Origin of the sequence: Streptomyces sp. NPDC017991 (assembly GCF_044328075.1) — a bacterium.
GTDB lineage: Bacteria > Actinomycetota > Actinomycetes > Streptomycetales > Streptomycetaceae > Streptomyces.
The window spans coordinates 896,376-919,771 of sequence record NZ_JBIRGP010000002.1 but is presented as its reverse complement, the minus strand read 5'-3'; the positions used below and the strand labels follow the sequence as shown (position 1 = coordinate 919,771).

15 protein-coding genes are annotated in these 23,396 nt (G+C 71.0%); 7 read left to right on the top strand and 8 right to left on the bottom strand.

Annotated elements, in window-relative coordinates; all coding sequences use genetic code 11:
- Positions 1-53: 53 nt before the first annotated feature.
- The 3 genes from ACH4DZ_RS08520 (at position 54) to ACH4DZ_RS08510 (ending at position 9,381) form a co-directional block, all read left to right on the top strand.
- On the top strand, positions 54-4,991 hold the full coding sequence (locus ACH4DZ_RS08520) for an NAD-glutamate dehydrogenase (RefSeq protein WP_398286174.1): 4,938 nt from the start codon (positions 54-56) through the stop codon (positions 4,989-4,991).
- A gap of 338 nt (positions 4,992-5,329) precedes the next feature.
- Complete coding sequence (locus ACH4DZ_RS08515; protein WP_398286173.1) at positions 5,330-8,254, top strand: CDP-glycerol glycerophosphotransferase family protein; 2,925 nt, start codon at positions 5,330-5,332, stop codon at positions 8,252-8,254.
- Positions 8,251-9,381, top strand: a complete 1,131-nt coding sequence (locus ACH4DZ_RS08510; RefSeq protein ID WP_398286172.1) for a glycosyltransferase — start codon at positions 8,251-8,253, stop codon at positions 9,379-9,381. The genes ACH4DZ_RS08515 and ACH4DZ_RS08510 overlap by 4 nt, the downstream gene beginning before the upstream one ends.
- Positions 9,382-9,556: 175 nt before the next feature.
- Here ACH4DZ_RS08510 and ACH4DZ_RS08505 read toward each other — a convergent pair whose 3' ends face one another.
- Together ACH4DZ_RS08505 and ACH4DZ_RS08500 are read right to left on the bottom strand one after the other, a co-directional pair.
- Positions 9,557-10,390, bottom strand: a complete 834-nt coding sequence (locus tag ACH4DZ_RS08505; RefSeq protein WP_398286245.1) for an ABC transporter ATP-binding protein — start codon at positions 10,388-10,390, stop codon at positions 9,557-9,559.
- Between the two features lie 10 nt (positions 10,391-10,400).
- The gene (locus ACH4DZ_RS08500; RefSeq protein WP_398286171.1) at positions 10,401-11,333 is read right to left on the bottom strand and encodes an ABC transporter permease; all 933 of its coding nucleotides are present in this window, start codon (positions 11,331-11,333) and stop codon (positions 10,401-10,403) included.
- A 214-nt stretch (positions 11,334-11,547) separates the two neighbouring features.
- Between ACH4DZ_RS08500 and ACH4DZ_RS08495 the strand changes: the two genes are divergently transcribed.
- Together ACH4DZ_RS08495 and ACH4DZ_RS08490 are read left to right on the top strand one after the other, a co-directional pair.
- Positions 11,548-12,222, top strand: a complete 675-nt coding sequence (locus ACH4DZ_RS08495) for a TetR/AcrR family transcriptional regulator (protein WP_398286170.1) — start codon at positions 11,548-11,550, stop codon at positions 12,220-12,222.
- Positions 12,223-12,374: 152 nt separating this feature from the next.
- Complete coding sequence (locus ACH4DZ_RS08490; protein WP_055517933.1) at positions 12,375-12,596, top strand: hypothetical protein; 222 nt, start codon at positions 12,375-12,377, stop codon at positions 12,594-12,596.
- An 89-nt stretch (positions 12,597-12,685) separates the two neighbouring features.
- Here the strand turns inward: ACH4DZ_RS08490 and galE are convergent, their stop codons facing one another.
- The 3 genes from galE to ACH4DZ_RS08475 form a co-directional block, all read right to left on the bottom strand.
- The gene (gene galE, locus ACH4DZ_RS08485; RefSeq protein WP_398286169.1) at positions 12,686-13,666 is read right to left on the bottom strand and encodes a UDP-glucose 4-epimerase GalE; all 981 of its coding nucleotides are present in this window, start codon (positions 13,664-13,666) and stop codon (positions 12,686-12,688) included.
- A gap of 81 nt (positions 13,667-13,747) precedes the next feature.
- The gene (locus tag ACH4DZ_RS08480; protein WP_398286168.1) at positions 13,748-15,412 is read right to left on the bottom strand and encodes a glycosyltransferase family 2 protein; all 1,665 of its coding nucleotides are present in this window, start codon (positions 15,410-15,412) and stop codon (positions 13,748-13,750) included.
- A 35-nt stretch (positions 15,413-15,447) separates the two neighbouring features.
- Positions 15,448-16,644 (bottom strand): glycosyltransferase 87 family protein, encoded by a 1,197-nt coding sequence (locus ACH4DZ_RS08475; protein WP_398286244.1) that lies wholly within the window; start codon positions 16,642-16,644, stop codon positions 15,448-15,450.
- A 282-nt stretch (positions 16,645-16,926) separates the two neighbouring features.
- Here ACH4DZ_RS08475 and ACH4DZ_RS08470 point away from each other — a divergent pair, with 282 nt between their 5' ends.
- Positions 16,927-18,660: a hypothetical protein gene (locus ACH4DZ_RS08470; protein ID WP_398286243.1), complete on the top strand. Its 1,734-nt coding sequence runs from the start codon at positions 16,927-16,929 to the stop codon at positions 18,658-18,660.
- A 14-nt stretch (positions 18,661-18,674) separates the two neighbouring features.
- Here the strand turns inward: ACH4DZ_RS08470 and ACH4DZ_RS08465 are convergent, their stop codons facing one another.
- Positions 18,675-19,154 (bottom strand): MarR family winged helix-turn-helix transcriptional regulator, encoded by a 480-nt coding sequence (locus tag ACH4DZ_RS08465; RefSeq protein ID WP_398286167.1) that lies wholly within the window; start codon positions 19,152-19,154, stop codon positions 18,675-18,677.
- 126 nt (positions 19,155-19,280) lie between these two features.
- Here ACH4DZ_RS08465 and ACH4DZ_RS08460 point away from each other — a divergent pair, with 126 nt between their 5' ends.
- Positions 19,281-19,694: an organic hydroperoxide resistance protein gene (locus ACH4DZ_RS08460; protein ID WP_398286166.1), complete on the top strand. Its 414-nt coding sequence runs from the start codon at positions 19,281-19,283 to the stop codon at positions 19,692-19,694.
- A gap of 139 nt (positions 19,695-19,833) precedes the next feature.
- Here the strand turns inward: ACH4DZ_RS08460 and ACH4DZ_RS08455 are convergent, their stop codons facing one another.
- Together ACH4DZ_RS08455 and ACH4DZ_RS08450 are read right to left on the bottom strand one after the other, a co-directional pair.
- Positions 19,834-21,129: a hypothetical protein gene (locus tag ACH4DZ_RS08455; RefSeq protein ID WP_398286165.1), complete on the bottom strand. Its 1,296-nt coding sequence runs from the start codon at positions 21,127-21,129 to the stop codon at positions 19,834-19,836.
- Positions 21,126-23,348 (bottom strand): CDP-glycerol glycerophosphotransferase family protein, encoded by a 2,223-nt coding sequence (locus ACH4DZ_RS08450; RefSeq protein WP_398286163.1) that lies wholly within the window; start codon positions 23,346-23,348, stop codon positions 21,126-21,128. The genes ACH4DZ_RS08455 and ACH4DZ_RS08450 overlap by 4 nt, the downstream gene beginning before the upstream one ends.
- Positions 23,349-23,396: the final 48 nt, after the last annotated feature.

Below are 23,396 nucleotides of genomic sequence, written 5' to 3'. Positions count from 1 at the left end.
CACTTCACGTTCTACGACGTCACGCAACGGCGCGCGACAGGAGCCAGAGGACAATGCAGACCAAGCTGGACGAAGCCAAGGCCGAGCTGCTCGAACGAGCCGCCCGGGTTGCTGAGAACAGCCCGGTCGGGGGGAATCTTCACCTGCCGACCGGGAAGACGGGCGCGAGCGCTCCCGACCAGGACACATTGCTCGCGTTCCTCCAGCGCTACTACCTGCACACCGCCCCGGAGGACCTCGCCGACCGCGACCCGGTCGATGTCTTCGGAGCCGCCTTCTCGCACTACCGACTGGCCGAGAAGCGCCCCCAGGGCACGGCGAACGTAAGGGTGGTCACCCCGACCGTCGAGGAGAACGGCTGGACCTGCAGCCACTCCGTCGTCGAGGTCGTGACCGACGACATGCCCTTCCTCGTCGACTCGGTGACCAACGAGCTGTCGCGGCACGGCCGCGGGATCCACGTCGTGATCCACCCGCAGTTCGTCGTGCGGCGCGATCTCACCGGCAAGCTCATCGAGGTGCTGAAGACCCGGCCCACCGGCGACCTTCCGCACGATGCCGCCGTCGAGTCCTGGATCCACGTCGAGATCGACCGCGAGACCGACCGCGCCGATCTCAAGCAGATCACCGCCGACCTGCTACGGGTCCTGTCCGACGCCCGTGAGGCCGTCGAGGACTGGGAGAAGATGCGCGACTCGGCGCTGCGGATCGCCGAGGAACTGCCCAAGGAGCCCACCGCCGACGACCTGCGCGACCAGGAGGTGGAGGAGGCCCGCGAACTGCTGCGCTGGCTCGCGGACGACCACTTCACCTTCCTGGGATACCGCGAGTACGAGCTGCACGACGACGACTCGCTGGCCGCCGTCCCCGGGACCGGGCTCGGCGTCCTGCGCTCCGACCCGCAGCACGGGGAGGACGAGAGCCACCCCGTCAGTCCGTCCTTCGAGCGGCTGCCCGCCGACGCCCGCGCGAAGGCCCGCGAGCACAAGCTCCTCGTCCTGACGAAGGCGAACAGCCGCGCCACCGTGCACCGGCCGTCCTACCTGGACTACGTCGGCGTGAAGAAGTTCGACGCCGACGGCAACGTCATCGGCGAGCGGCGCTTCCTTGGCCTGTTCTCCTCCGCCGCCTACACCGAGTCCGTGCGCCGGGTGCCCGTCATCCGCCGCAAGGTCGCCGAGGTCCTGCGCGGCGCCGGCTTCTCGCCCAACAGCCACGACGGCCGCGACCTCCTCCAGATCCTGGAGACGTACCCGCGCGACGAGCTCTTCCAGACCCCGCCCGACGAACTGCGGGCGATCGTCACGTCCGTGCTGTACCTCCAGGAGCGGCGCCGGCTGCGGCTCTACCTGCGCCAGGACGAGTACGGGCGCTACTACTCGGCGCTCGTCTACCTCCCGCGCGACCGCTACACCACCGGCGTGCGCCTGCGGATCATCGACATCCTCAAGGAGGAACTGGGCGGCACCAGCGTCGACTTCACCGCCTGGAACACCGAATCGATCCTCTCCCGGCTGCACTTCGTGGTCCGGGTCCCGCAGGGCACCGAGCTGCCGCAGCTCAGCGACGCCGACAAGGACCGCATCGAGGCGCGGCTCGTCGAGGCCGCCCGTTCGTGGGCCGACGGTTTCGCCGAGGCGCTGAACGCGGAGTGCGGCGAGGAGCGCGCGGCCGAACTGCTGCGCCGGTACGGGAACATCATCCCCGAGGGCTACAAGGCCGACCACAACCCGCGCACCGCGGTCGCCGACCTGGTCCGCCTGGAGCAGCTCGGCGAGGGCAAGGACTTCGACCTCAGCCTGTACGAGCCGGTCGGCGCCGCCCCCGGAGAGCGCCGCTTCAAGATCTACCGCATCGGCGAGTCGGTCTCCCTCTCCGCCGTCCTGCCGGTCCTCACCCGGCTCGGCGTCGAGGTCACCGACGAGCGGCCCTACGAACTGCGCTGCCCGGACCGCGCGTCCGCGTGGATCTACGACTTCGGTCTGCGGCTGCCCAAGTCGCTCGGCGGCAACGGCGACCACCTCGCCGACGACGCCCGCGAGCGGTTCCAGGAGGCTTTCGCGGCGACCTGGACCGGGCGCGCCGAGAACGACGGCTTCAACTCCCTCGTCCTGAGCGCCGGGCTGAACTGGCGGCAGGCGATGGTGCTGCGCGCGTACGCCAAGTACCTGCGCCAGGCCGGTTCGACCTTCAGCCAGGACTACATGGAGGACACCCTCCGCAGCAACGTCCACACCACCCGGCTGCTCGTCTCGCTCTTCGAGGCCCGTATGTCGCCGGACCGGCAGCGGGCGGGCACGGAGCTGACCGACGCCCTCCTGGAGGAGCTGGACGCCGCTCTCGACCAGGTGGCCAGCCTCGACGAGGACCGGATCCTGCGGTCCTTCCTCACCGTCATCAAGGCGACCCTGCGCACGAACTTCTTCCAGGAGGCGGGCGGCGGCGTACCGCACGACTACGTCTCCATGAAGTTCGACCCGCAGGCCATCCCGGATCTGCCCGCGCCGCGGCCGGCGTACGAGATCTGGGTGTACTCGCCGCGGGTCGAGGGCGTGCACCTGCGGTTCGGCAAGGTGGCGCGCGGTGGTCTGCGCTGGTCCGACCGGCGGGAGGACTTCCGCACCGAGATCCTCGGGCTCGTCAAGGCGCAGATGGTCAAGAACACCGTCATCGTGCCCGTCGGCGCCAAGGGCGGCTTCGTCGCCAAGCAGCTCCCCGACCCGGCGGTGGACCGCGACGCCTGGATGGCCGAGGGCGTCCGCAGTTACAAGACCTTCATCTCGGCGCTGCTCGACATCACCGACAACATGGTGGCCGGCGAGGTCGTACCGCCCTCCGACGTCGTACGGCACGACGGCGAGGACACCTACCTGGTGGTCGCCGCGGACAAGGGCACGGCGACGTTCTCGGACATCGCCAACGGCGTGGCCGAGTCGTACAACTTCTGGCTCGGGGACGCCTTCGCGTCCGGCGGCTCGGCGGGCTACGACCACAAGAAGATGGGCATCACGGCCCGCGGCGCCTGGGAGTCCGTGGAGCGGCACTTCCGGGAGCTGGGCGTCAACACCCAGACCGAGGACTTCACGGTCGTCGGTGTGGGCGACATGAGCGGTGACGTCTTCGGCAACGGCATGCTGCTCTCCGAGCACATCCGCCTGGTCGCCGCCTTCGACCACCGGCACATCGTCATCGACCCGCGCCCGGACGCAGCGACCTCGTACGCCGAGCGCCGCCGCCTCTTCGAGCTGCCGCGCTCCTCCTGGGCCGACTACGACAAGGAGCTGCTGTCGCAGGGCGGCGGCATCTTCCCCCGTACCGCCAAGGCCATCCAGCTCAACAGCCACATCAGGGAAGCTCTCGGCATCGAGGGCAACATCGGCAAGATGACCCCCGCCGACCTGATGCGGGCCATCCTGGCGGCGCCGGTGGACCTGCTGTGGAACGGCGGCATCGGTACGTATGTGAAGGCGTCCACCGAGACGCACGCGGATGTCGGCGACAAGGCCAATGACGCCATCCGCGTGGACGGCGCCGACCTGCGGGTCAAGGTCGTCGGCGAGGGCGGCAACCTCGGCCTCACCCAGCTCGGCCGCATCGAGTTCGCGCAGGCCGGCGGCAAGGTCAACACCGACGCCATCGACAACAGCGCGGGCGTGGACACCTCCGACCACGAGGTGAACATCAAGATCCTGCTCAACGCGGTCGTCGCGGAAGGCGACATGACCGTCAAGCAGCGCAACAAGCTGCTCGCCACGATGACCGACGAGGTCGGCACGCTGGTCCTGCGCAACAACTACGCGCAGAACACGGCACTCGCCAACGCGCTAGCCCAGTCGCCGAGCATGCTCCACGCCCAGCACCGCTACCTGCGGCACCTGGTGCGGGCCGGCCATCTCAACCGCGCGCTGGAGTTCATGCCCACCGAGCGGCAGATCCGGGAGCGCCTCAACACCGGACACGGGCTGACCCAGCCGGAGACGGCCGTCCTCCTCGCGTACACGAAGATCACGGTCTCCGACGAGCTGCTGCAGACGTCGCTGCCGGACGACGAATACCTGCGGAGCCTGCTGCACGCGTACTTCCCGAGCGCGCTCGGGAAGCAGTTCGCCGAGCAGATCGACAATCACCCGCTGCGCCGCGAGATCGTCACGACCGTGCTGGTCAACGACACGGTCAACACCGGTGGTACGAGCTTCCTGCACCGCCTGCGGGAGGAGACCGGGGCGTCCCTGGAGGAGATCGTCAGGGCGCAGACCGCGGCCCGCGCGATCTTCAACTCCAGCTCCGTGTGGGACCGCGTCGAGGCGCTCGACAACACGGTCGACGCGGGGGTCCAGACCCGGATCCGGCTGCACTCGCGCCGTCTCGTCGAGCGCGGTACGCGCTGGCTGCTGAACAACCGCCCGCAGCCGATCCAGCTCGCGGAAACGATCGGCTTCTTCCAGGAGCGGGTCACGCAGGTCTGGGGCGAGCTGCCCAACCTGCTGCGGGGCGCCGACCTGGAGTGGTACCAGCAGATCTACGACGAGCTGTCCGGGGCCGGGGTGCCGGACGAGCTGGCGCAGCACGTGGCCGGCTTCTCGTCCGCCTTCCCCACGCTCGACATCGTCGCGGTGGGCGACCGTATGGGCAAGGAGCCGATGGCTGTCGCGGAGGTCTACTACGACCTCGGCGACCGGCTGCGGATCACCCAGCTCATGGACCGGATCATCGAGCTGCCCCGGGCGGACCGGTGGCAGTCCATGGCCCGGGCGTCCATCCGCGAGGACCTGTACGCGGCGCACGCGGCGCTGACCGCGGATGTGCTTGCCGCGGGGAACGGGTCTGCCACGCCTGAGCAGCGGTTCAAGGCGTGGGAGGAGAAGAACGCGGCGATTCTTGCGCGGGCGCGGACGACTCTGGAGGAGATTCAGGGGTCCGAGTCCTTCGATCTGGCGAATCTGTCTGTGGCGATGAGGACTATGCGGACGATGTTGCGGACGCATTCGTAGCGGTTGTCACCGCGGTTCTGTCGGAAGAGGGGTGCCCCTGCGGGTTGGGGGTGCCCTTTTCTTTTCTCGCCCCCGCCGCCCCTACCCTTCCCGTCACTGCATGGGGGCTGCGCCCCCTCGCCCCCCTTATCGCGCTACGCGCTCGTCCTCAAACGCCGGACGGGCTGAAAGACTGTCTTTCAGCCCGTCCGGCGTTTGAGGACCGGGGGTTCGGGGGCAGCGCCCCCGAGTCGGTGACGGGAAGGGTAGGGGCGGCGGGGGCGCAGAAAAGCCCTGTGCGGCCCCGACCGGCCTAGCCACCCTGCGTGGATCCCTATGGGGCACTTAGGGTAAATAGGATGAACGAGGAATGCCCTGACATCTCCGTTGTCGTGATCGTCTACAACGACGAGGCCCGGCTGGACACAGCCGTCCGCTCCGTGCTGGAGCAGACGCTGCGCAACGTCGAGGTCGTGATCGTCGACGACTGGAGCACGGACCGTTCGTACGAGGTCGCGCGCGGGCTGGCCGCGAGGCACCCCGAACGCGTGCGCGCCTTCCGGCTGGACGAGAACAGCGGAGGCTGCGGCGCGCCCCGCAACCACGGCATCACCCAAGCCCGCGGCACATACGTCCTCTTCCTCGACAGCGACGACGTACTGGAACGCAACGCCTGCCGGAACATGCTGGAGGCGGCCGAGACGACCGGCGCCGACCTCGTCTCCGGGCTGTGCGTGCGGGTCCACGTCGACTCGCGGGGCGGCAAGGAGGTCAAGTGGTACCCCTGGCTGTACACCCGCACCCGCACCCTGGAGTCGGTCTCCGAGCTGCCCGACCTGCTGGTCTTCGACACCTTGTCCACCAACAAGTGTTATCGCCGGGAGTTCCTGGTCAGGGAGGGACTGGAGTTCCCCGTCGGTATTCACTACGAGGATCTGCTCTTCTCCGCGCAGGCGTACGCGGCGGCCCGCAGGATCACCCTGATCCCGAACCGCGTCTACGACTGGCGGGTCGTCGACAAGGCCGCGGCGAAGTCCATCAGCAACCGCCGCGCCGAGATCGCCAACTTCGCGCACCGCATGGAGATCCACCGGCGGGTCGACCGGCTGCTGGCCGACCGGGGGCTGGCGGAGCTGAAGTTCTTCAAGGACGTCAAGTTCCTCAAGCACGACCTGGTGCTGCATCTGCGCGATCTGCCGTTCCGGGACGCCTCCTACCGGGAGGAGTTCGCCGCCATCGCGCGCGGCTATCTGGAGTCCATCGACCGGGCCGCCTTCGACGAGGTCGAGCCCATCCACGCCATCTGCGCCTATCTGCTGCGCAAGAGCGACTGGGACAACCTCCTGCCAGCCGTGGACACCCTCACCAACCGCGACAAGATCTCCTCGCCGCTCGTCGAGCGCGACGGCCGCGTCTACTGGTGCGCCGAGCACATCGACGACGCTGACAGTGACAGTGACAGCAACGGTGAGGGTGACGAGAAAGCCTTCGCGCGGCACGTTCTCGATGTCACCGAACTCGGCTATCACGCCAAACCCGTCGAGAAGATGTTCCTGCGCAACGTCCTGACCGCGTACGAGGAGACTGGGGCCGCGGAGACCGGGGCCCCGGCCGGTACCGTCCGGCTCGCCGGGCGTATCACCAACCCCCTCGGTGTCGTCCCGCCCGGCGCGCGGCTCACCGGCGAGCTGGAGTTCGGCGCCCGCCGCAAGGGTGTGCGCTTCCAGACCTTCCGTTTCCCCGTCCGCACGCTGCGGCACGAGGGCGGGTTCATCGCCTGGGAGGCGTCGGTCGACCTCGCGCACGGACTGCGGCCGCTCGGTGTCGTGGACGCCGTGTGGGACGTACGGCTGCGCCTCGGTGTCGACGGTGTGCGTACCACCACCCGTCTCACCGCCTCCGAACCCGGTCTGGCCGTCGGCCGGTCGCCCGTCCGGCCGCGGCTCACCCGGCTGGTCGCCGACCACATCGAGCCCGAGGTCTCCGCGCGCGGTCACCTCTCCTTCCGGGTCGTCACCCGCGACAGGGTCGAGGCGCTCGTCGGGAGGGGCGCGCGGGGGACGCCCGGCCGGCTCGCCAAGTCCGGGTACCGGAAGGCGAAGGGGGTACGGCGGAAACTCACCTCCGGGGCCACCAAGATCCGCGTCTATCACGAGGTGTTCAGCCGGCTCCCCGTGAAGAAGGGCCTGGTCGTCTTCGAGAGCCATCTGGGCCGGCAGTACAGCGACAGCCCCAAGGCGCTCTACGAGGAGATGCGGCGCCAGGATCTCGACTTCGACGCCGTGTGGTCGTACGCGGGCCGCCCCGAGGGCTTCCCGTCCGACGCCACGCTCGTACGCCGCTGGTCGCTGCCCTATCTGGCGGCGCTGGCCCGGGCGGAGTTCTGGGTCGACAACCAGAGCTACCCGCTGAAGCTCACCAAGCGGCCCCGGACCACGTACATCCAGACCTGGCACGGGTCGGCGCTCAAGCGGATGGGCTTCGACGAAGCGGAGTGGAAGCTCAGGAGCCGGGGCGCGCAGGAGGAGCAGCAACGCGTCCTCGACCGCTTCGACCGGTTCCTGATCCGCTCCGAGCACGACGTACGCACCCTCGCCCGCGCGTTCCGCCTGAAGGAGCGCACGTTGTTGCGCGTGGGCTATCCCCGCAACGACGCGCTCGTGGCGGCCCGGAGGCGGGAAGAGACGACCGGGCTGCGGGAGCGCGGGCCCCTCGCCGCCGAGCTGGGGATTGCCGACGACAAGGCCGTCCTGCTGTACGCGCCCACCTTCCGGCAGCACGGCGGCAAGCAGCGGCGGTTCGAGCTGCCCTTCGACGTGGAGCGGTTCGCCGACGAGTTCGGCGACAGGTACGTCCTGCTGGTGCGCTCGCACTACCTCAACCACGTCGTGCTCCCGCCGTCCGTGCGCGGGCGGGTCGTCGACGTGTCGGCCCACCACGACGTGACACCGCTGCTCGCGCTCGCCGACGGCCTGATCACCGACTACTCGTCCGTGATGTTCGACTACGCGCTCCTCGGCCGGCCGATGTTCTTCTTCGCCTACGACTACGAGGAGTACGTGCACGAGGGCCGCGGCACCTACTTCGACCTCCTCGAACGGGCACCGGGACCGGTCGTGCGCACCGAGGAGGAGCTGTACGTGGCCCTCGCCTCCCTCGACGAGCAGGTGGTCAAGCACCGGGAGGCGCGGGAGGGCTTCGTCGCGGAGTTCGGCGAGTACGACACGGGCACGGCCGCGCGGAGCATCGTCGACCAGTTCTTCTCCCAGTGGAGGCGCGCATGACCGCCGAGGCCGCCGAGGACGTTCCCGTGACCGCGGAGCCGCGGCGGGACGTCTTCTTCGTCTCCAACAGCGTCGACGAGCTGGGCGGGGTGACCAGCTGGTCGCACGGGATGGCCCGGCTGTTCACCGATCGCGGCCACCGGGTCCACGTCGTCGGCATCACACCGCCCGAGGTGCCCCAGGAACTCGGCGAGGTCCCCTACCCGACGACGACCCTGTACGCCGGACAGCCGCCGCGCCCCGGCCGCGCGCGCGAGGCGAGCATGCGCGAGGAGGCCGCCAAGCTCACCGCCCTCTTCCGGGCGGCGCGGCCCGGCGCGGTCGTGATCGTCACGCAGGTGTGGGCCATGGAGTGGGTCGCCCAGGCCGACACACGGGGCCTGACGGTGATCGGGATGAGCCATGAGTCGTACGCGTACTCGAAGTCGTCCTCGCGCTTCCACCGTGTGCGCAGGCACTACCGGGACGTCGACCGCATGCTGGCGCTGACCCGCGAGGACGCCGACCTGTGGATCGGGCAGGGCATGAACAACGCCTCGTACATGCCGAATCCGCTGCCGTTCATGCCGGAGGTGCCGTCGGCGCGCACCGAGAACGTGGTCGTCAGCATCGGGCGGCTGCACCATCAGAAGGGCATCGACATGCTCCTCGACGCCTGGGCGGAGGTCGCGCCCCGCCACCCCGACTGGCGGCTGCGAATCTATGGCTCGGGCGAGGACGAGGAGATCCTGAAGAAGCAGTGCACGGCTCTGGGGCTCGACGGCTGTGTGGACTGGATGGGCCGTACGGGTGATGTGCCGGGGGCGCTGCGGGGCGGTTCCGTTTTCGCTCTGTCCTCCCGGGGCGAGGGGTTTCCGCTCGCCCTGATGGAGGCCATGGCGATGGGGGTGCCCTGTGCGGCCTTCGACTGCGCGCCGGGTGTGCGCGAGATCGTCCACGACGGTGAGGACGGGCTGCTTGCCGGCCTCGGCAACACCGGGGAGCTGGCTCGGCGGCTCGACATCCTGATGTCCGATCAGGGGCTACGGGACGGTATGGGTGATCGGGCCCGCGCGAACATTCGGCGGTACGCGCCGGGGGAGATCGTGAACCGGTGGGAGGACTTGTTCAGGTTCCTCGAACGCTGAGCCCGGCCGGGCCCCGGCTGAGCCCCGGCCGAGTCCGGCTGATTCCGGTTGTGCGTCGGCTGCGGGTGCGTCGTGGTTGCTCGCGCAGTTCCCCGCGCCCCTTGGGGCGCCCCGTAAGGGGCGCGGGGAACTGCGCGACCAGCCCCCACTCGCCCGCAGCCGACGCACCACCGAACTACCCCTTCGCCCCACCCCCGGTGAACTTCTCGTACTCCCTCAGTACTTCCTCCGTGGGGCCGTCCATCCGCAACTCCCCCCGTTCGAGCCACAGCACCCGATCACACGTGTCCCGGATCGACTTGTTGTTGTGGCTCACCAGGAAGACCGTGCCCGCACTCTTCCGCAGTTCGCGGATCCGGGATTCAGAGCGCTTCTGAAAGGAGCGATCCCCCGTCGCGAGGGCCTCGTCGATCATCAGCACGTCGTGGTCCTTGGCGGCGGCGATGGAGAACCGCAGCCGCGCCGCCATCCCGGAGGAGTACGTCCGCATCGGCAGGGTGATGAAGTCACCCTTCTCGTTGATCCCGGAGAAGTCGACGATCTCCTGGTACCGCTCGCGCACCTGCTCCCGGGACATGCCCATCGCGAGCCCGCCCAGGTAGACGTTGCGTTCGCCGGTGAGGTCGTTCATCAGCGCGGCGTTGACGCCCAGCAGGGAGGGCTGGCCGTCCGTGTAGATCCGGCCGTGTTCGACGGGCAGCAGGCCGGCTACGGCCTTGAGCAGGGTGGACTTGCCCGATCCGTTCGTGCCGATCAGACCGATCGCCTCACCCCGGTACGCGGTGAAGGAGACGGACCTGACGGCGTGCACCTTGCGTACCCCCGACGCCTGCTCGGTCTTCTTCCCGCGCAGGATGCGGTTGAGCGCGGCGGTGGCGCTGCCCCGCCCCACCCCCGTGCCGTTGACCCGGTAGACGATGTCGACGCGGTCGGCGACGACGGTGGGGATCCGCCGGTCGCCCCCGTCGTCAAGTGTGCCAACTGCGCTGACTGCGCCAACTGCGCTCACTGTGCTCTGTTCAGCCACGGCCGTACGTCTCCTCAGCCTTCCAGAAGTAGATGAACCCGCCGACGCCGGCGAGCAGGGCCCAGCCGACCGCGAGTGCCCACACGTGGTCGGGCAGCTGGCTCGCGTGGAACGAGTCGATCAGCGCGAACCGCATGAGGTCGATGTAGACGGCGGCCGGGTTGCACCGCAGGGCGAGCAGCACGACGCGCGGCATGTCCGGGTGGCCGCTGAGCACCCGGTCGATGCTCCACATGACACCGGAGACGTACATCCAGGTCCGCAGCAGGAACGGCATCAGCTGTGCGATGTCCGGTGTCCTGGCGCCCAGCCGGGCCACGATCATCGCCACGCCCGCGTTGAACACGAACTGCAGTGCCAGCGTCGGCACGGCCAGCAGCCAGGACACGCCGACGGGCACGCCGAAGCAGAGCAGGATCACGACCAGCGCGGCCATCGAGAACAGCAACTGCTGAAGCTGCTGCAGCGCGTACGACACCGGGAGCGCGGCCCGCGGGAAGTGCAGGGCGCGTACGAGACCGAGGCTGCCGGAGATCGCCCGGGTGCCCGCCATGATCGAGCTCTGGGTGAACGTCCACACGAAGACGCCCGTTACCAGGAACGGAACGTAGTCCGGCACACCCCGGCTCGTGCCCATCAGGACGCCGAAGATGAAGTAGTAGACCGCCGCGTTCAGCAGGGGTGTGGCCACCTGCCAGACCTGGCCGAGCTTCGCCTGGCTGTACTGGGCGGTGAGCTTGGCCGTGGCGAACGCGGTGATGAAGTGCCGGCGCGCCCACAACTGGCGGACGTACGCGGGCAGTGTGGGCCGTGCGCCGCTGACGGTGAGGCCGTAGTGGGCGGCGAGTGCCGCGGGGTCGTCGTCGGGCGGGGCCGGCGCCGGGGGCGGGATCGCCGAGGACGGTGGGTCGAGGACCTGACTCACATCCGCTGCTTTCACTCGGGGGGAAGGGCGGAGAGGGCGGAAGGAAGTGCCTTTACCTGCGGTTGAGCTGCGTTTGAGCTGCGTTTGAGCTGCGGTTGAGCTGCAATTGGGCTGCGATTGGGCACGGCTTTACGTCGGGACGGGACCGTATCGTCGTAACGTGAGCGTAGGCCGATCCGACGTCGGAACGCAACCGTTTCGTCGTCACGCCCCTATGCTGGTCCGTATGACGACGAACGCCGACGGAGCAGCCCGGAGCCCTCAGCAGGCCCAGCCGCGAACGCCGCCGCAGCCGCCGCGCCGCAGGGCTCCCGCCGGGGCGGCCGTGCTCCGGGAGGACGTCACGGAGGCGATCAGGGCCGCCGTCTTCGGGGAACTTGCGGCCGTCGGATACGCGCGCATGTCCATCGAGGGGATCGCGCGCCGCGCGGGCGTCGGCAAGACCGCCGTCTACCGCCGTTGGCGCTCCAAGCTGCACCTGGTGCTCGACCTGGTCTCCGCGATCGCCGTACAGGGGCTGCCCGCGCCCGACACGGGCACCCTGGAGGGCGATCTGCGCCTGCTGTACGAGGTCACCTCACGGGCCCTGCGTCACCCCGTGGCCTCGCAGGTCATCCCCGACCTCCAGGCCGAGGCGGCCCGCAACCCGGAGATCGCGGAGGCCCTGCAGAAGGCACTGCGCGAGGGGCAGGCGGGCGTCGCGAACGGCATCGTCGAGGCCGCCCGGGCGCGCGGTGAGATCCGCCCGGACATCGACGGCGAACTGGCTCTCGACCTGATGTCAGGACCGCTGTACTGGCGCGCGGTGGTGATCCGCGGCCCAAAGCCGCCGAAGGGATATCTGGAGAGTCTGACCCGGGCCACGGCGGCGGCCCTCAAGGCGCTGTAGAGGGCCGGAGACCGCCGCTCCACCTGCGGTTCGGCGGGGCCTGCCGCCCTGCTCCGGGCACCTCTCAGGGGGCGCCCGACCCCCGTAGCGGCCGGATCGTTGTCATCCACGCCTCACTCTCAAGCCCTCCGGGGGCGCATACTGGAAACACGATGACGAAGCCATCCGCGCCCCGGCGCCACCTGTCCACCAGTCCCTTCAAAGCTCCGGTTGTCCCGGTCGCCAAGCACTTCGCCCTGGGTGACCGTGTGACGCACGACCAGTTCGGCCTGGGCAGGATTGTCGGCGTCGAGGAGGGCATCGCGATGCTCGTCGACTTCGGCTCCCGCCAGGCCCGTATCGTCAGCCCCTACACCCGTATGGACAAGCTCTGACGGAGCCCGTCAGAGCACCCTCGCCGCGGCCCAGGACCAATTCCGGCCCGCGGCGAGTGCGTTTCGGGAGCCGCGGAGCGGTGCGGTTCCTAGCTTCGCCGTGCCTGCGGGTGGAGCCGCAGCCAGCCCTCCCAGGCCGACGTGATCATGTCGTCGAGGCCGTACTTCGCCTTCCAGCCGAGCTCCGCGGTCACGCGGTCGGCGGAGGCGACGACCCGGGCCGGGTCGCCGGGCCGGCGCGAGGTCACCGTGGGGGCGATTGTGCGGCCGGTGATCTCGTTGATGCGGTCGATCATCCGGCGGACCGAGACTCCCTCGCCGCGGCCGATGTCGAGGGTCAGGTCCGTTCCGGGGGCCGCGGCCAGACGCCTGGCCGCCGCCACATGGGCCTCCGCCAGGTCGACGACGTGGATGTAGTCGCGTACGCAGGTGCCGTCCGGGGTCGCGTAGTCGTCGCCGAAGATCCGCGGTGGCTCGCCCTCCGTGAGCTTCTCGAAGACCATCGGCACGATGTTGAAGACACCCACGTCGGCCAGTTCCGGTGTCGCCGCCCCCGCCACGTTGAAGTAGCGCAGACAGGCCGTCGACAGACCGTGCGCGCGGCCCGTGGCACGCACCAGCCACTCCCCGGCGAGCTTGGTCTCCCCGTACGGGTTGATCGGCACACAGGGCGTCTCCTCGGTCACGAGGTCGACGTCGGGCATGCCGTACACCGCCGCTGAGGACGAGAACACGAAGGACGGCACCGCGGCGGCCGTGACCGCCTGGAGCAGTACGCGCAGCCCTTCGACGTTCTCGCGGTAGTAGTGCAGCGGCAGTTCCACCGACTCGCCCACCTGCTTCTTCGCCGCCAGGTGCACCACACCGGTGATCGCGTGGTCCTTCAGCGCCCGCGCGACCCGCTCCCCGTCCAGGGTCGAGCCGACGACGAGGGGCACCCCGTCCGGGACGCGTTCGGAGATCCCGGTGGACAGGTCGTCGTACACCACCGTCCGTTCGCCCGCCCCGGTCATCGCGCGGACGACGTGCGCCCCGATGTAGCCGGCGCCGCCGGTGATCAGCCAGGTCATCTACGGCCGTCCCCTCGTGTGTCCTCGGGTGCCATGGGTGTCATGGGTGCCCTCGTGGGTCCCTCATGGTGCGGATACGGATCAGTGAAGCAAACGCTTCAGCCTGCGGCCCAGCACGGCCGCCGTCCCCCGCAGGCCCGGCGCGATCCGCAGGGCGAGCGAGCCCGCGTGGGTCGCGTACGGCTGGACGAGCAGCACGCCGTGCCGGGCGCTCGGCAGGACCGTCCGGCGCAGCAGGCCGGGGCCGGTGCTCGCGTGCGCGGTGGTCTCGCGGGCCGTGCCGTCGTGGAAACGCAGGCGCAGCCGCAGGTCCCAGGTGCCGGAGCCGAGCGCCGCGAGGTCGGCCGGTGCCTCGGCCGTCCAGGAGCCGGTGCCGGAGCCGATGGCGGCGTGGTCGGAGTCGGGGTCGTCCGCACGGAAGCGCGCGGTGAGCGTGAGGCCCGTCCGCCCGTCCCGCCGGTTCACGAACTCGGCGTCCACGGTCGCCGGTGCCGCGTCCGCCATCCGCCCGTACAGCTCGTGCAGGCGCAGCCGCAGCCGGGTGCCACGCGCGCGTGGCCGCAGTTCCGCGTCGACGGCCACGGGCAGGTGGCGTACGGGCCGGTGCAGGAGGTGTTCCAGGGTGACGTGGGGCAGGTCGGCCGACCAGACCGGCGTGCCGTCCGGGGCCCGCGCGTACGGGGGCCGCAGCCGGGCCGGGCGCGCCGCGACCTCCTTGACGCGGGTCAGGTCGCGCGGCTTCTCGGAGGCCAGCACCACCTGGGCGATCACCCTGCCGGGCGCCGGGGCCAGCGCGAAGTCGGCCGCGTCGAAGGTCGCGAGGTACGCGCGCGTGAGGGCCCACCACTCACGCCGGTACACGGGTCCGCGCAGATCCAGCTCGCGCGCGTACATCCGCAGCGCGTGGTCGAGGAACCGCGCCCGGGACGCGCGGGCCAGCCGCTTCTCACCGGCGCCGAGGAGGATGTCGTACGCCAGGGCGTGGGCGGTGATCCGGGCCCGCCAGTTGTCGACGCCCGACCTGTCCAGCGAGATCGACAGGCGTTCGGCGCTGCGGCGCACGTGCCAGACGTAGACCGTGTCCGGGATCAGCGCGATGCGCGGACGGGCGGCGAGCACGCGTGCGGTGAAGACGAAGTCCTCGTAGGGGAAGCGCCCTTCGGGGAAGCGGATGCCGTGCTCGCGCAGGAAGTCGGTGCGGTACAGCTTGTTGACGCACAGGGTGTCGTGGACCAGGCGGACGCGCCGCGACGGGCGGGTCACCAGGGCGGCCCCCGTGTACAGCTCGGGCTGCCAGCGGACCTCGCGGCCGGAGGGCAGTTCGCGGCGCACGCACAGGCCCGCGGCGACCTCGGTGCCCCGCCCCGTGGCCGCCGTCAGCAGCGCGTCCACCGCGCCGGGCGGCAGTACGTCGTCGCTGTCGAGGAACATCACGTACGGAGCCGTGGCGGCGTCGATGCCGTCGTTGCGCGGGCTGCCGCAGCCGCCGCTGTTGACCTCGCGGCGGACGACCCTCAGCCGCGGCTCGTCCAGTGCGAGGCGGTCCAGAAGGTTTGCGCTGCCGTCAGCCGAGCAGTCGTCCACGGCGATCACCTCACGGACCGCGGGCCCCTGCGCCAGGGCCGAGCGCACCGCGTCCCCCACATGGGCGGCGTCCTCGTATCCGATCACGACGACGCTCACCTGCGCCCGGTGCGGCCGGGGGCCGTGAGGCGTGCCGGGTTCCCTTGCTCGTACGGCTTCCACGAGACGCAATAGTAGTCAATGCGGGAAATTTCCCCTTATGGGGCATCCGCTGTCTCGTGCGGGCGGTGGCGGTCGGGTGCGGGGCGCGCCCCTGGGGTCCGGGGTCCGGCCGGAGGGGACGCGGCCGTCCACAGGCGGTGGAAGGAGAGTCCGGCGGCCGTCACCAGCAGGCCGTTGCGGACGAGCATCAGCAGGGTGCCCGTCCAGGTGCAGGCCACGACGTCGTCGTACAGGACCGGGTACGCGAGGGAGCTGACCGCGGCGGCTGCCGCGACCAGCGTCGCGACCGGGCGCTGGGTGGTGTGCCGGGAGGTCAGGCACACGGCGGCCAGCCCGATCAGCCACACCAGGTACTGGGGACTGATGACCCGGCTCGTCACCGTGAACAGGAGCACGGCACTGAGCGCCGCGTCGTACGGGGTCGCCGGCGTCCAGTGCCGTGCGCGCAGCCGCCACAGCAGCAGGGCGCCGAAGGCCGCGACGGTGAGCGCGAGCGACACCGCGGCGATCGAGGTGACGTACGGGCCGGTGAACTCCATCGCGCCGTACCGGTAGCCCACGTGCCCCGGCCAGCCCGCGTGGCGTGCGAAGGACAGGACCGTGCCGCCGAGCGACTCGATCTGCACACCCCGGCCGCTCTGCTGGTGCAGGAAGTCGAACGGGTCCCGGAAGAGGGCGGCGAGCGTCAGCAGCAGCGCGCCCGCGGTGACGGCCGCCGAGGTCCACGCCTCCTTCGTCGTACGGCCCCGGGGGGTGCCGATCAGCGTCAGCGCGGGCCACACCTTCACCAGGGCGCCCAGCGCGGCGAACGCGCCGCACGCACGCGTGGAGCGCGACAACGTCAACAGGGAGATGACGGCGAGGGCGGTGACCTGCACGTCGTAGCGCGCGAGGGGGATGTGCAGGAGCAGGGGCAGGGCCGCCGTCCAGAGTGCCGCGCCGCGCAGGCTGCGGCCGGGGCGGGTGCCCGCGCGCGTGAGGACGGCGGTGACCAGGAGGTCGGTGGCGAGCGTGAGGGTCACGAACGCCTGGAAGTACGTCAGTCCCGGCAGCAGGCCGGGGGAGAGCAGGACGGGGCCCGCGCCCGGTGGGTACTGCCACAGCCGGTCGCCGGAGGGGTACGTGCCGGTGGCGAGGACGCCGTACCAGCGGGCGTACAGCTCGTGCGCCTCGCGTGCGACGCCGCCGACACCGAGGGGGGTGCGGCCGTCCTGGGAGAGCAGCCAGAGCATCAGGGCGCGGGTGGCCGACCAGGTCGCGGCGAGGGTCAGGAGCCTATTGCGCGACTTCTCGTGGGACTTCGCGCAGGGCTTCTCGTCGGGCTTCTCGTAGGGCTTCGTGCGGGGAATCATCCGGGGGATCGTAAGCCGCAAGGTGGCTCATACCGGCTGATGACGAGTCAATCAGCGGCAAAGGTCAGGTAGTCGCACAAGATCTGGTGCGTGACCGTCAAGCGTTCGAGGGGTGCCGTCGGCTTCGCGGGCGCCGGTGCCGTGGTGGTGCCCGGCGTCGTCATGTTCGTGATCGGCCTGTGGGGGATCGACCGTGGCGGGATGTGGCGTGACGAGGCGGTCACCTTCCAGGTGGCGCGGCGTTCGCTGCCGCAGATCTGGCATCTGCTGCAGTCTGTGGACGCGGTGCACGGGCTCTACTACCTCCTGATGCACCCCGTCCTCGCCGTCCGTCCCGGCGAGGTCGCGCTGCGCCTGCCCTCGCTCTGCGCGGCCGCCGTGACGGCGGGTCTCGTCGCGGCCCTGGGGGTGCGGCTCGCGCGTCCGCGGGTCGGGCTGTGGGCGGGGCTGCTGTACGCGGTGACGCCGATGGTGGGGCACTTCGCGCAGGAGGGGCGGTCTTATGCGTTGGTCGCCGCGGGGGGTGCGGGGGCCACGTTGTCGCTTGTGCGGGCGGCGGGCTCGGAGGAACGGGCTTCCCGGCCGGGGGCGTGTGCCGGCGGGTGCGGCTGGGTGGGGGCTGGTCGCGCCGTTCCCCGCGCCCCTTGTGGGGGCCGGCGGTTGCGTGTCATGTGCGGGCCGGTGGGGGCTGGTCGCGCAGTTCCCCGCGCCCCTCATGGGGGCCGGCGGTCGTGTGTCGGGTGCGGGTCGGTGGGGGCTGGTCGCGCCGTTCCCCGCGCCCCTTTTGGGGGCTGGGGCTGGGGCGTCTATGGAGGTGTTGTCGCCTGCACTGTCCTGCTGCACGAGATGGCCGTGCTGCTTCTGCTCGCGCATGCGGCCACGTTGGCGTTCGCTCGGGTGTCCCGGCGGGTGTGGTGGGGGTGGGGGCGGGCCGCCGGGGGTGTGCTTCTCGTGGTGCTTCCGCTGGTGCTGGTCTCCCGTGGGCAGGCCGGGCAGGTGGCGTGGCTCAGGGCACCCGGCGGCGGGGCGGTCGAAGGGCTCCTGCGGTCGTTCACGGGTCCGGCCCCGCTGGTCCTCCTCCCGTATCTGCTGCTGATCGCCCTCGCCCTGTGCGCCCGGCCCGCCCCCCGCGGCGAGCTCTCCCTCCCCGCGGTCGCTCTCCCGCTGCTGCTCGTGCCGCCCGCGACCCTCCTCGCCGTCTCGCGCCACTGGCCGCTCTTCGACGACCGCTATGTGCTGTACGCGCTCGCGGGGGCGCCCCTGCTGGCGGCGGCGGGCGCGGACCGGGCGGCCGGGGCGGCGGCCCGCCTGTGCGGTCTCCGGGGGCGTTACGTCGGCGCGTACGCCGTCACGTGTCTCGGAGTGTTCGGTGTCGCTCTCGTCTTCGTCGCGCAGCTTCCCGTCCTGCGAGCGGACCGGGATCCCGCCCGCCGCCCCGACAACCTCGCCGCCGTCTCGGCCGCGGCGGCCCGGCGCATGGGCCCCGGCGACCCCGTGCTCTTCCTTCCGGCGCTCGCCAGGCGCGCGGCGGTGGCGTACCCGAAGGGCTTCCGCGGTACGGCGGACATCGCGCTGCACGAGCCCGGCCCCGTCTCCGGAACCCTCTACGGACGCGAGACCGGTCCCGGTGAACTGCGCCGCCGGCTCGACGGGCTCGACCGTGTGTGGGTGGTCGCCGAGCCGTACGCGCTGCGGCCGGACTGGGATCCGCCGGTCCTCGCCGAACAGGTCAAACTCGCCCTGGTGAGGGAGGAGTTCGAGCCGCGGGCCGAGTACGCGCGCAAGGGGTCGGTCATGCGGCTGTACGTGCGCAGGCCGTCGGCGTCGGCGTCGGCGTCGTCGGCGGCGGTAGCGGGGGCGGGAGCGGGGGCGGCGCGGGCGGTCGGGGGAGTGTGAACGTGCCCGCCCCGTCACTCGCGGCCGGGGGTCTCCTCCAGCGCCGCCGCGTCCAGCGCGCCCGTGAGCCGGTCGAGCCGGGTGCGCAGGTCGTCGATCTCGGCCAGTTCGAAGCCCGTCGCGGCGGCGATCCGGCGCGGTACGCGCAGCGCCCGCTCGCGCAGGGCCGTGCCCTCGCCGGTGAGCCCGACCACCACGGACCGCTCGTCCAGGGCACTGCGCTCACGGCGTACGAGACCGGCCGTCTCCAGTCGCTTCAGCAGCGGCGACAGTGTCCCGGAGTCGAGCCGCAGGTGTTCGCCGACCTTCTTCACGGGCAGGTCGCCGTGCTCCCACAGGACGAGCATGACCAGGTACTGGGGGTAGGTGAGCCCCAGATCCTTCAGGACGACGCGGTACAGGCCGCCGAAGGCGCGCGAGGCGGTGTTCAGCGAGAAGCAGATCTGCTGATCGAGGCGGAGGAAGTCGTCGTCGCGTACGGGCGTCGTGGTCATGCCTCCAGGATACCTCGGTACGTCATTCAGTTGTGCACAATTTAATTGTGTGCTCTACTTGTGTTTGTCGGAGGCCGGGACCGAAGGCCGCCGGCCCGACTTGGACCTTTGAGAGGGATGGTTTCCATGGACGCGATCTACACCGCCGTAGCCACCGCCACCCACGGCCGTGACGGCCGCGCCTACAGCTCCGACGGGCAGCTCGATCTGCAGCTCGGCATTCCGACGGAGATGGGCGGCAATGGGCAGGGCACGAACCCGGAGCAGTTGTTCGCCGCCGGGTACTCGGCGTGTTTCGCCAGTGCGCTGGCCTTGGTGGGGCGTGCGGCGAAGGTCGATGTCAGTGACGCCGCGGTGACCGCGGAGGTGGGGATCGGTAAGCAGGGGGAAGGGTTCGGTCTCAAGGTCACGCTTCGGGTGGAGCTGCCGGAGTCTGTGGACGCGGCGAGCGGGCGCAAGCTGGTCGAGCAGGCTCATCAGGTGTGCCCGTACTCGAACGCGACCCGGGGGAACGTGCCGGTCGAGCTCGTCGTCGAGTAGTTCTCTCGCCCCCGCCGCCCCTACCCTTCCCGTCACTGGATGGGGGCTGCGCCCCCTCGCCCCCCTTTGTCCTCAAACGCCGGACGGGCTGAGAGATGTCGCCGGACGGGCTGAAGATGTCCGCCGGTCCGGCTGCATCTCAGCCCGTCCGGCGTTTGAGGACCGGGGGTTCGGGGGCAGCGCCCCCGAGTACGTGACGGGAAGGGTAGGGGCGGCGGGGGCGGAATCCCTCCTCCGCCCACCACAGCGGCACCCCCACCACCGCCACCAGCCACACCATCACCATCAGCCGTCCGATGGCGATATCGGGGTGCGCGGCAATGCTCAGCATCCCGGTCCCCGCAGCGCCCAGCAGCACCACCCCGAACGCGGGCCGCGCCCGCAGCGCCCCCCACGCCCCCGCACCGACCAGTACCAGGAACAGCGGTTCGGCCAGTTGCCGGCGCAGCCACTCGGTCCAGAAGTTGACCTCCAGACGGAGGAACTCCCGCCAGGGCCGCTCCCGGTCGGGCCGGAGGAAGTGGTCGGTGAGCAGGTCCTGGAGGCTGTCCGACTCCGAGGGGTAGTGGAGGAGCCTGGCGAGCAGGACCGTTCCCGCCGCCGCCCCCACCGTCACCTTCAGCAGCGTCTTCACGGCGTCCCCGACCGGCCGCGCCGACCTCCTCCGGTGGACGCCGATCACGCAGCACGCCCCGGCGAGACACACCGCCAGGAACAACGCCTGCGAGTGCTTCACCGTGAAGAGCAGGGCCAGCGAGAGGGCGACCACAGGAGCGGCCCGCCGCCCGCGCAGCACCAGCGCGCAGCCCCACAGCGCCGCCAGCGTGAGCGCCATCATCGTGCCCTCGGTCATGGGCCGCATCGCGGTCGCGCCCGTCGGCAGCACGTAGTACAGCGCCTGCCCCGTCAGCGCGGGACCCACCGGCACGTCCAGCGTCCGCAGGATCAGGAACACCAGCACGCCCCCGGCCGCCGCCACGCACACCCCCGCCGCCCACAGCCCCCACGTCACGCCGAACACCGTCACGAACGGCAGGAGCAGCAGCGGATAGCCGGGCCGCACCTCGAAGATCCGCATGAACCGCTCGCTCATGAAGGGCGCCGTCCAGCCGGACGTCTGTCCCGCGTCGAGCCGCCGGCCGACGCTCCAGTGGTAGTAGCGGTCGCACTCCGCCCGCACCCCCGGCCCCGGATCGGGGGCACGGAAGCGCCGCACGTCCACGCTGTGGTCGCGGGAGGCCGTCTCGCCCCGGCTCGCGCACACGTACGCGATGCTCCGCCCCGCCGCCTCCGTCTTGTCGGCGCCGCCCAGACTCAGCGCGTACGACAGGTAGTTGCGGCTGTCGGGGGTGTCCCGGCCGGTGACGTTGGCGAGCTGGAGGCAGCCGAACAGGACGGCCAGGAACAGCACCCACGCGGCGGGACGAGCCTTCATGAGCGGGTCAGTGCGTCGCTCGGGGCGCCGGGCGCGGGAACCATGGGCGGCGTCATGTCCTCGGCCAGCATCAGCGTCCGTACGACCCGTTCCGCGGCCCGGCCGTCGTCGTACCCGCCGAACCGCGACCGGAAGGCGGACCGCAGCCGCGTCGACTCCTCGTCCTGCCACGCGCCCGACGCGAACAGCCGCGCCAGCTCGTCCTCGTCGCGGGTGACATGGCCCGGTGGGCGTTCGGTGACGTCGAAGTACGTGCCCCGCGCGGCGAGATACGTGTCCAGGTCGTAGGTGTGCAGGACGATCGGCCGGTCGAGGTGCGCGTAGTCGAACATCAGGGAGGAGTAGTCCGTGATCAGCGCGTCGGAGGCGAGCAGCAGATCCTCGACCCGAGGTTCGTCGGTGACGTCCAGGAGGAGGCCCCGCGCGGCCAGGTCCCGCAGGCCGAGACCGCGTTCGTGGTGCTGGGCGAGGGACGGGTGCAGGCGGACCGCCAGGACGTGGTCGCCGGGCAGCCCCGCGATCAGGCGCTCCAGGTCGCAGGTGGGCGCGTAACCGCCCTGGCGGTGGTCCCGGTTCGTCGGCGCGTAGAGGATCAGGGTGCTGTCGGCCGGGACGCCGAGGCGCTGCCGTACGGACTCGGCGCGGCCCTCCTCCGGCCGGACCAGGCAGTCGTTGCGCGGGCTGCCCGAGCGCAGGGACGTGAAGCCGCAGGGGTAGGCGCGGTCCCAGACCAGCTCGGAGTGCGGGTTCGCGACCAGGCTGTAGTCCCAGCGGTCGGCGCGCGTCAGCATCTTCGGCACGCTGAAGCCGCGCCTGGCGCCGGGGTACTTCAGCAGGTCCGCGCCCATCGACTTCACCGGGGTGCCCTGGTGCGTGTGGATGTGGACCGCGCCCTTGCGCTTGACCAGGTCGTTCGCCCAGTTGACGTTGTTGATCAGGTAGGTGGCGCGTGCCGTCACCCGGCGGTAGGCGCGGCTGCCCGGCAGGACGTGTTCGACGCCCGGCGGCAGCGCGTCCACGTGGTTCCTGCCGACCACCCACACCGACCGGATGTGCGGGGCGAGCTCCTGCGCCTTGCGGTGGATCGCGGCCGGGTCACCGAGGACACCCCGGTGCGAGAAGGCCGAGTACACCGCGAGATGCGGGTCGAGCGCGCGCCGCAGGACCAGCCGCCTGTGCAGCGCGAGCAGCACCCTGCGCAGCCGTCGCCGCCACACCAGCCGACGCCTGCGCAGCCCCGCCCGCTTCACCGAGGCGACCCGGTGCAGGGCGTGGAGGGCGTACGGGGTCCGGGCGAGCAGCGTGAACGACGTCCGGGGGATGCGCGCGCCGAGCCGGTGCCCGTCCGGCCGGTACGCGCGCAGGTCCCGGGCCGCCCGCCGGTGGAACTCGGGACGCGAGGACGGCGGTACGCGGTCCGCCTGGCGCAGGATGAAGAGGTAGTGGTCCGCCATGTGGTCGTAGAGGAATCCGCGCCACCGATCCAGCTCCGGCCGCTCCCCGATGAACCGGAACAGCCGCTCGTACTGCGCGAACACCTCGAAGTGCTCCCGGCTGGGCGTGCGCATCGCGTTGCCCTGGCGGCGCTGGCGGTAGTACACGCAGACCCGGTCGACGAGGGTGATCGTGCGGGCCGTCCACAGCGTCTGGTAGACGATCACCGCGTCCTCGTAGAAGCCGGTCGGGAAGGTGAAGCCGCCCTCGCGGAAGAAGTCGAGGCGGTACGCCTTGTTCCACACCACCGTGAACAGGTCGAGCAGTTCGGGGCGTTCGGCGACGGTGAACACCTGCGGGCCCGGCGCGCCGAACACCTCCGCGTCCCGGTTGCGCTTCACCGCGCCGTACCAGTGGGTGCGCGCGTAGTCGAACAGCACGATGTCCGGCCGGCCGGTGGCGTCGATGCGCTCGGCGATCGCCCGCAGGGTGCCCGGGGTGTAGCTGTCGTCGCTGTCCAGGAAGAGCAGGTAGTCGCCCCGCGCCAGTTTCGCGCCGTGGTTGCGGGCCGGGCCGATACCGCCGTTGACGGGCAGATGCACCGCCACGACCCGCTCGTCGCGGGCCGCGAACTCGTCGATGATCGCCCCGCTCCCGTCCGGGGAGCGGTCGTCGACGACGATCACCTCGAAGTCGCCGTACGACTGGTCGAGTACCGACTCCAGACAGGTGCGCAGGTAGCCCTGCACGTTGTGGACGGGCACGACGATGCTGAAGCGGGGCATGGCACTTCCAGGTCCGGGAACTCGCTGGGTCGCGGGAGTACGTGAGGG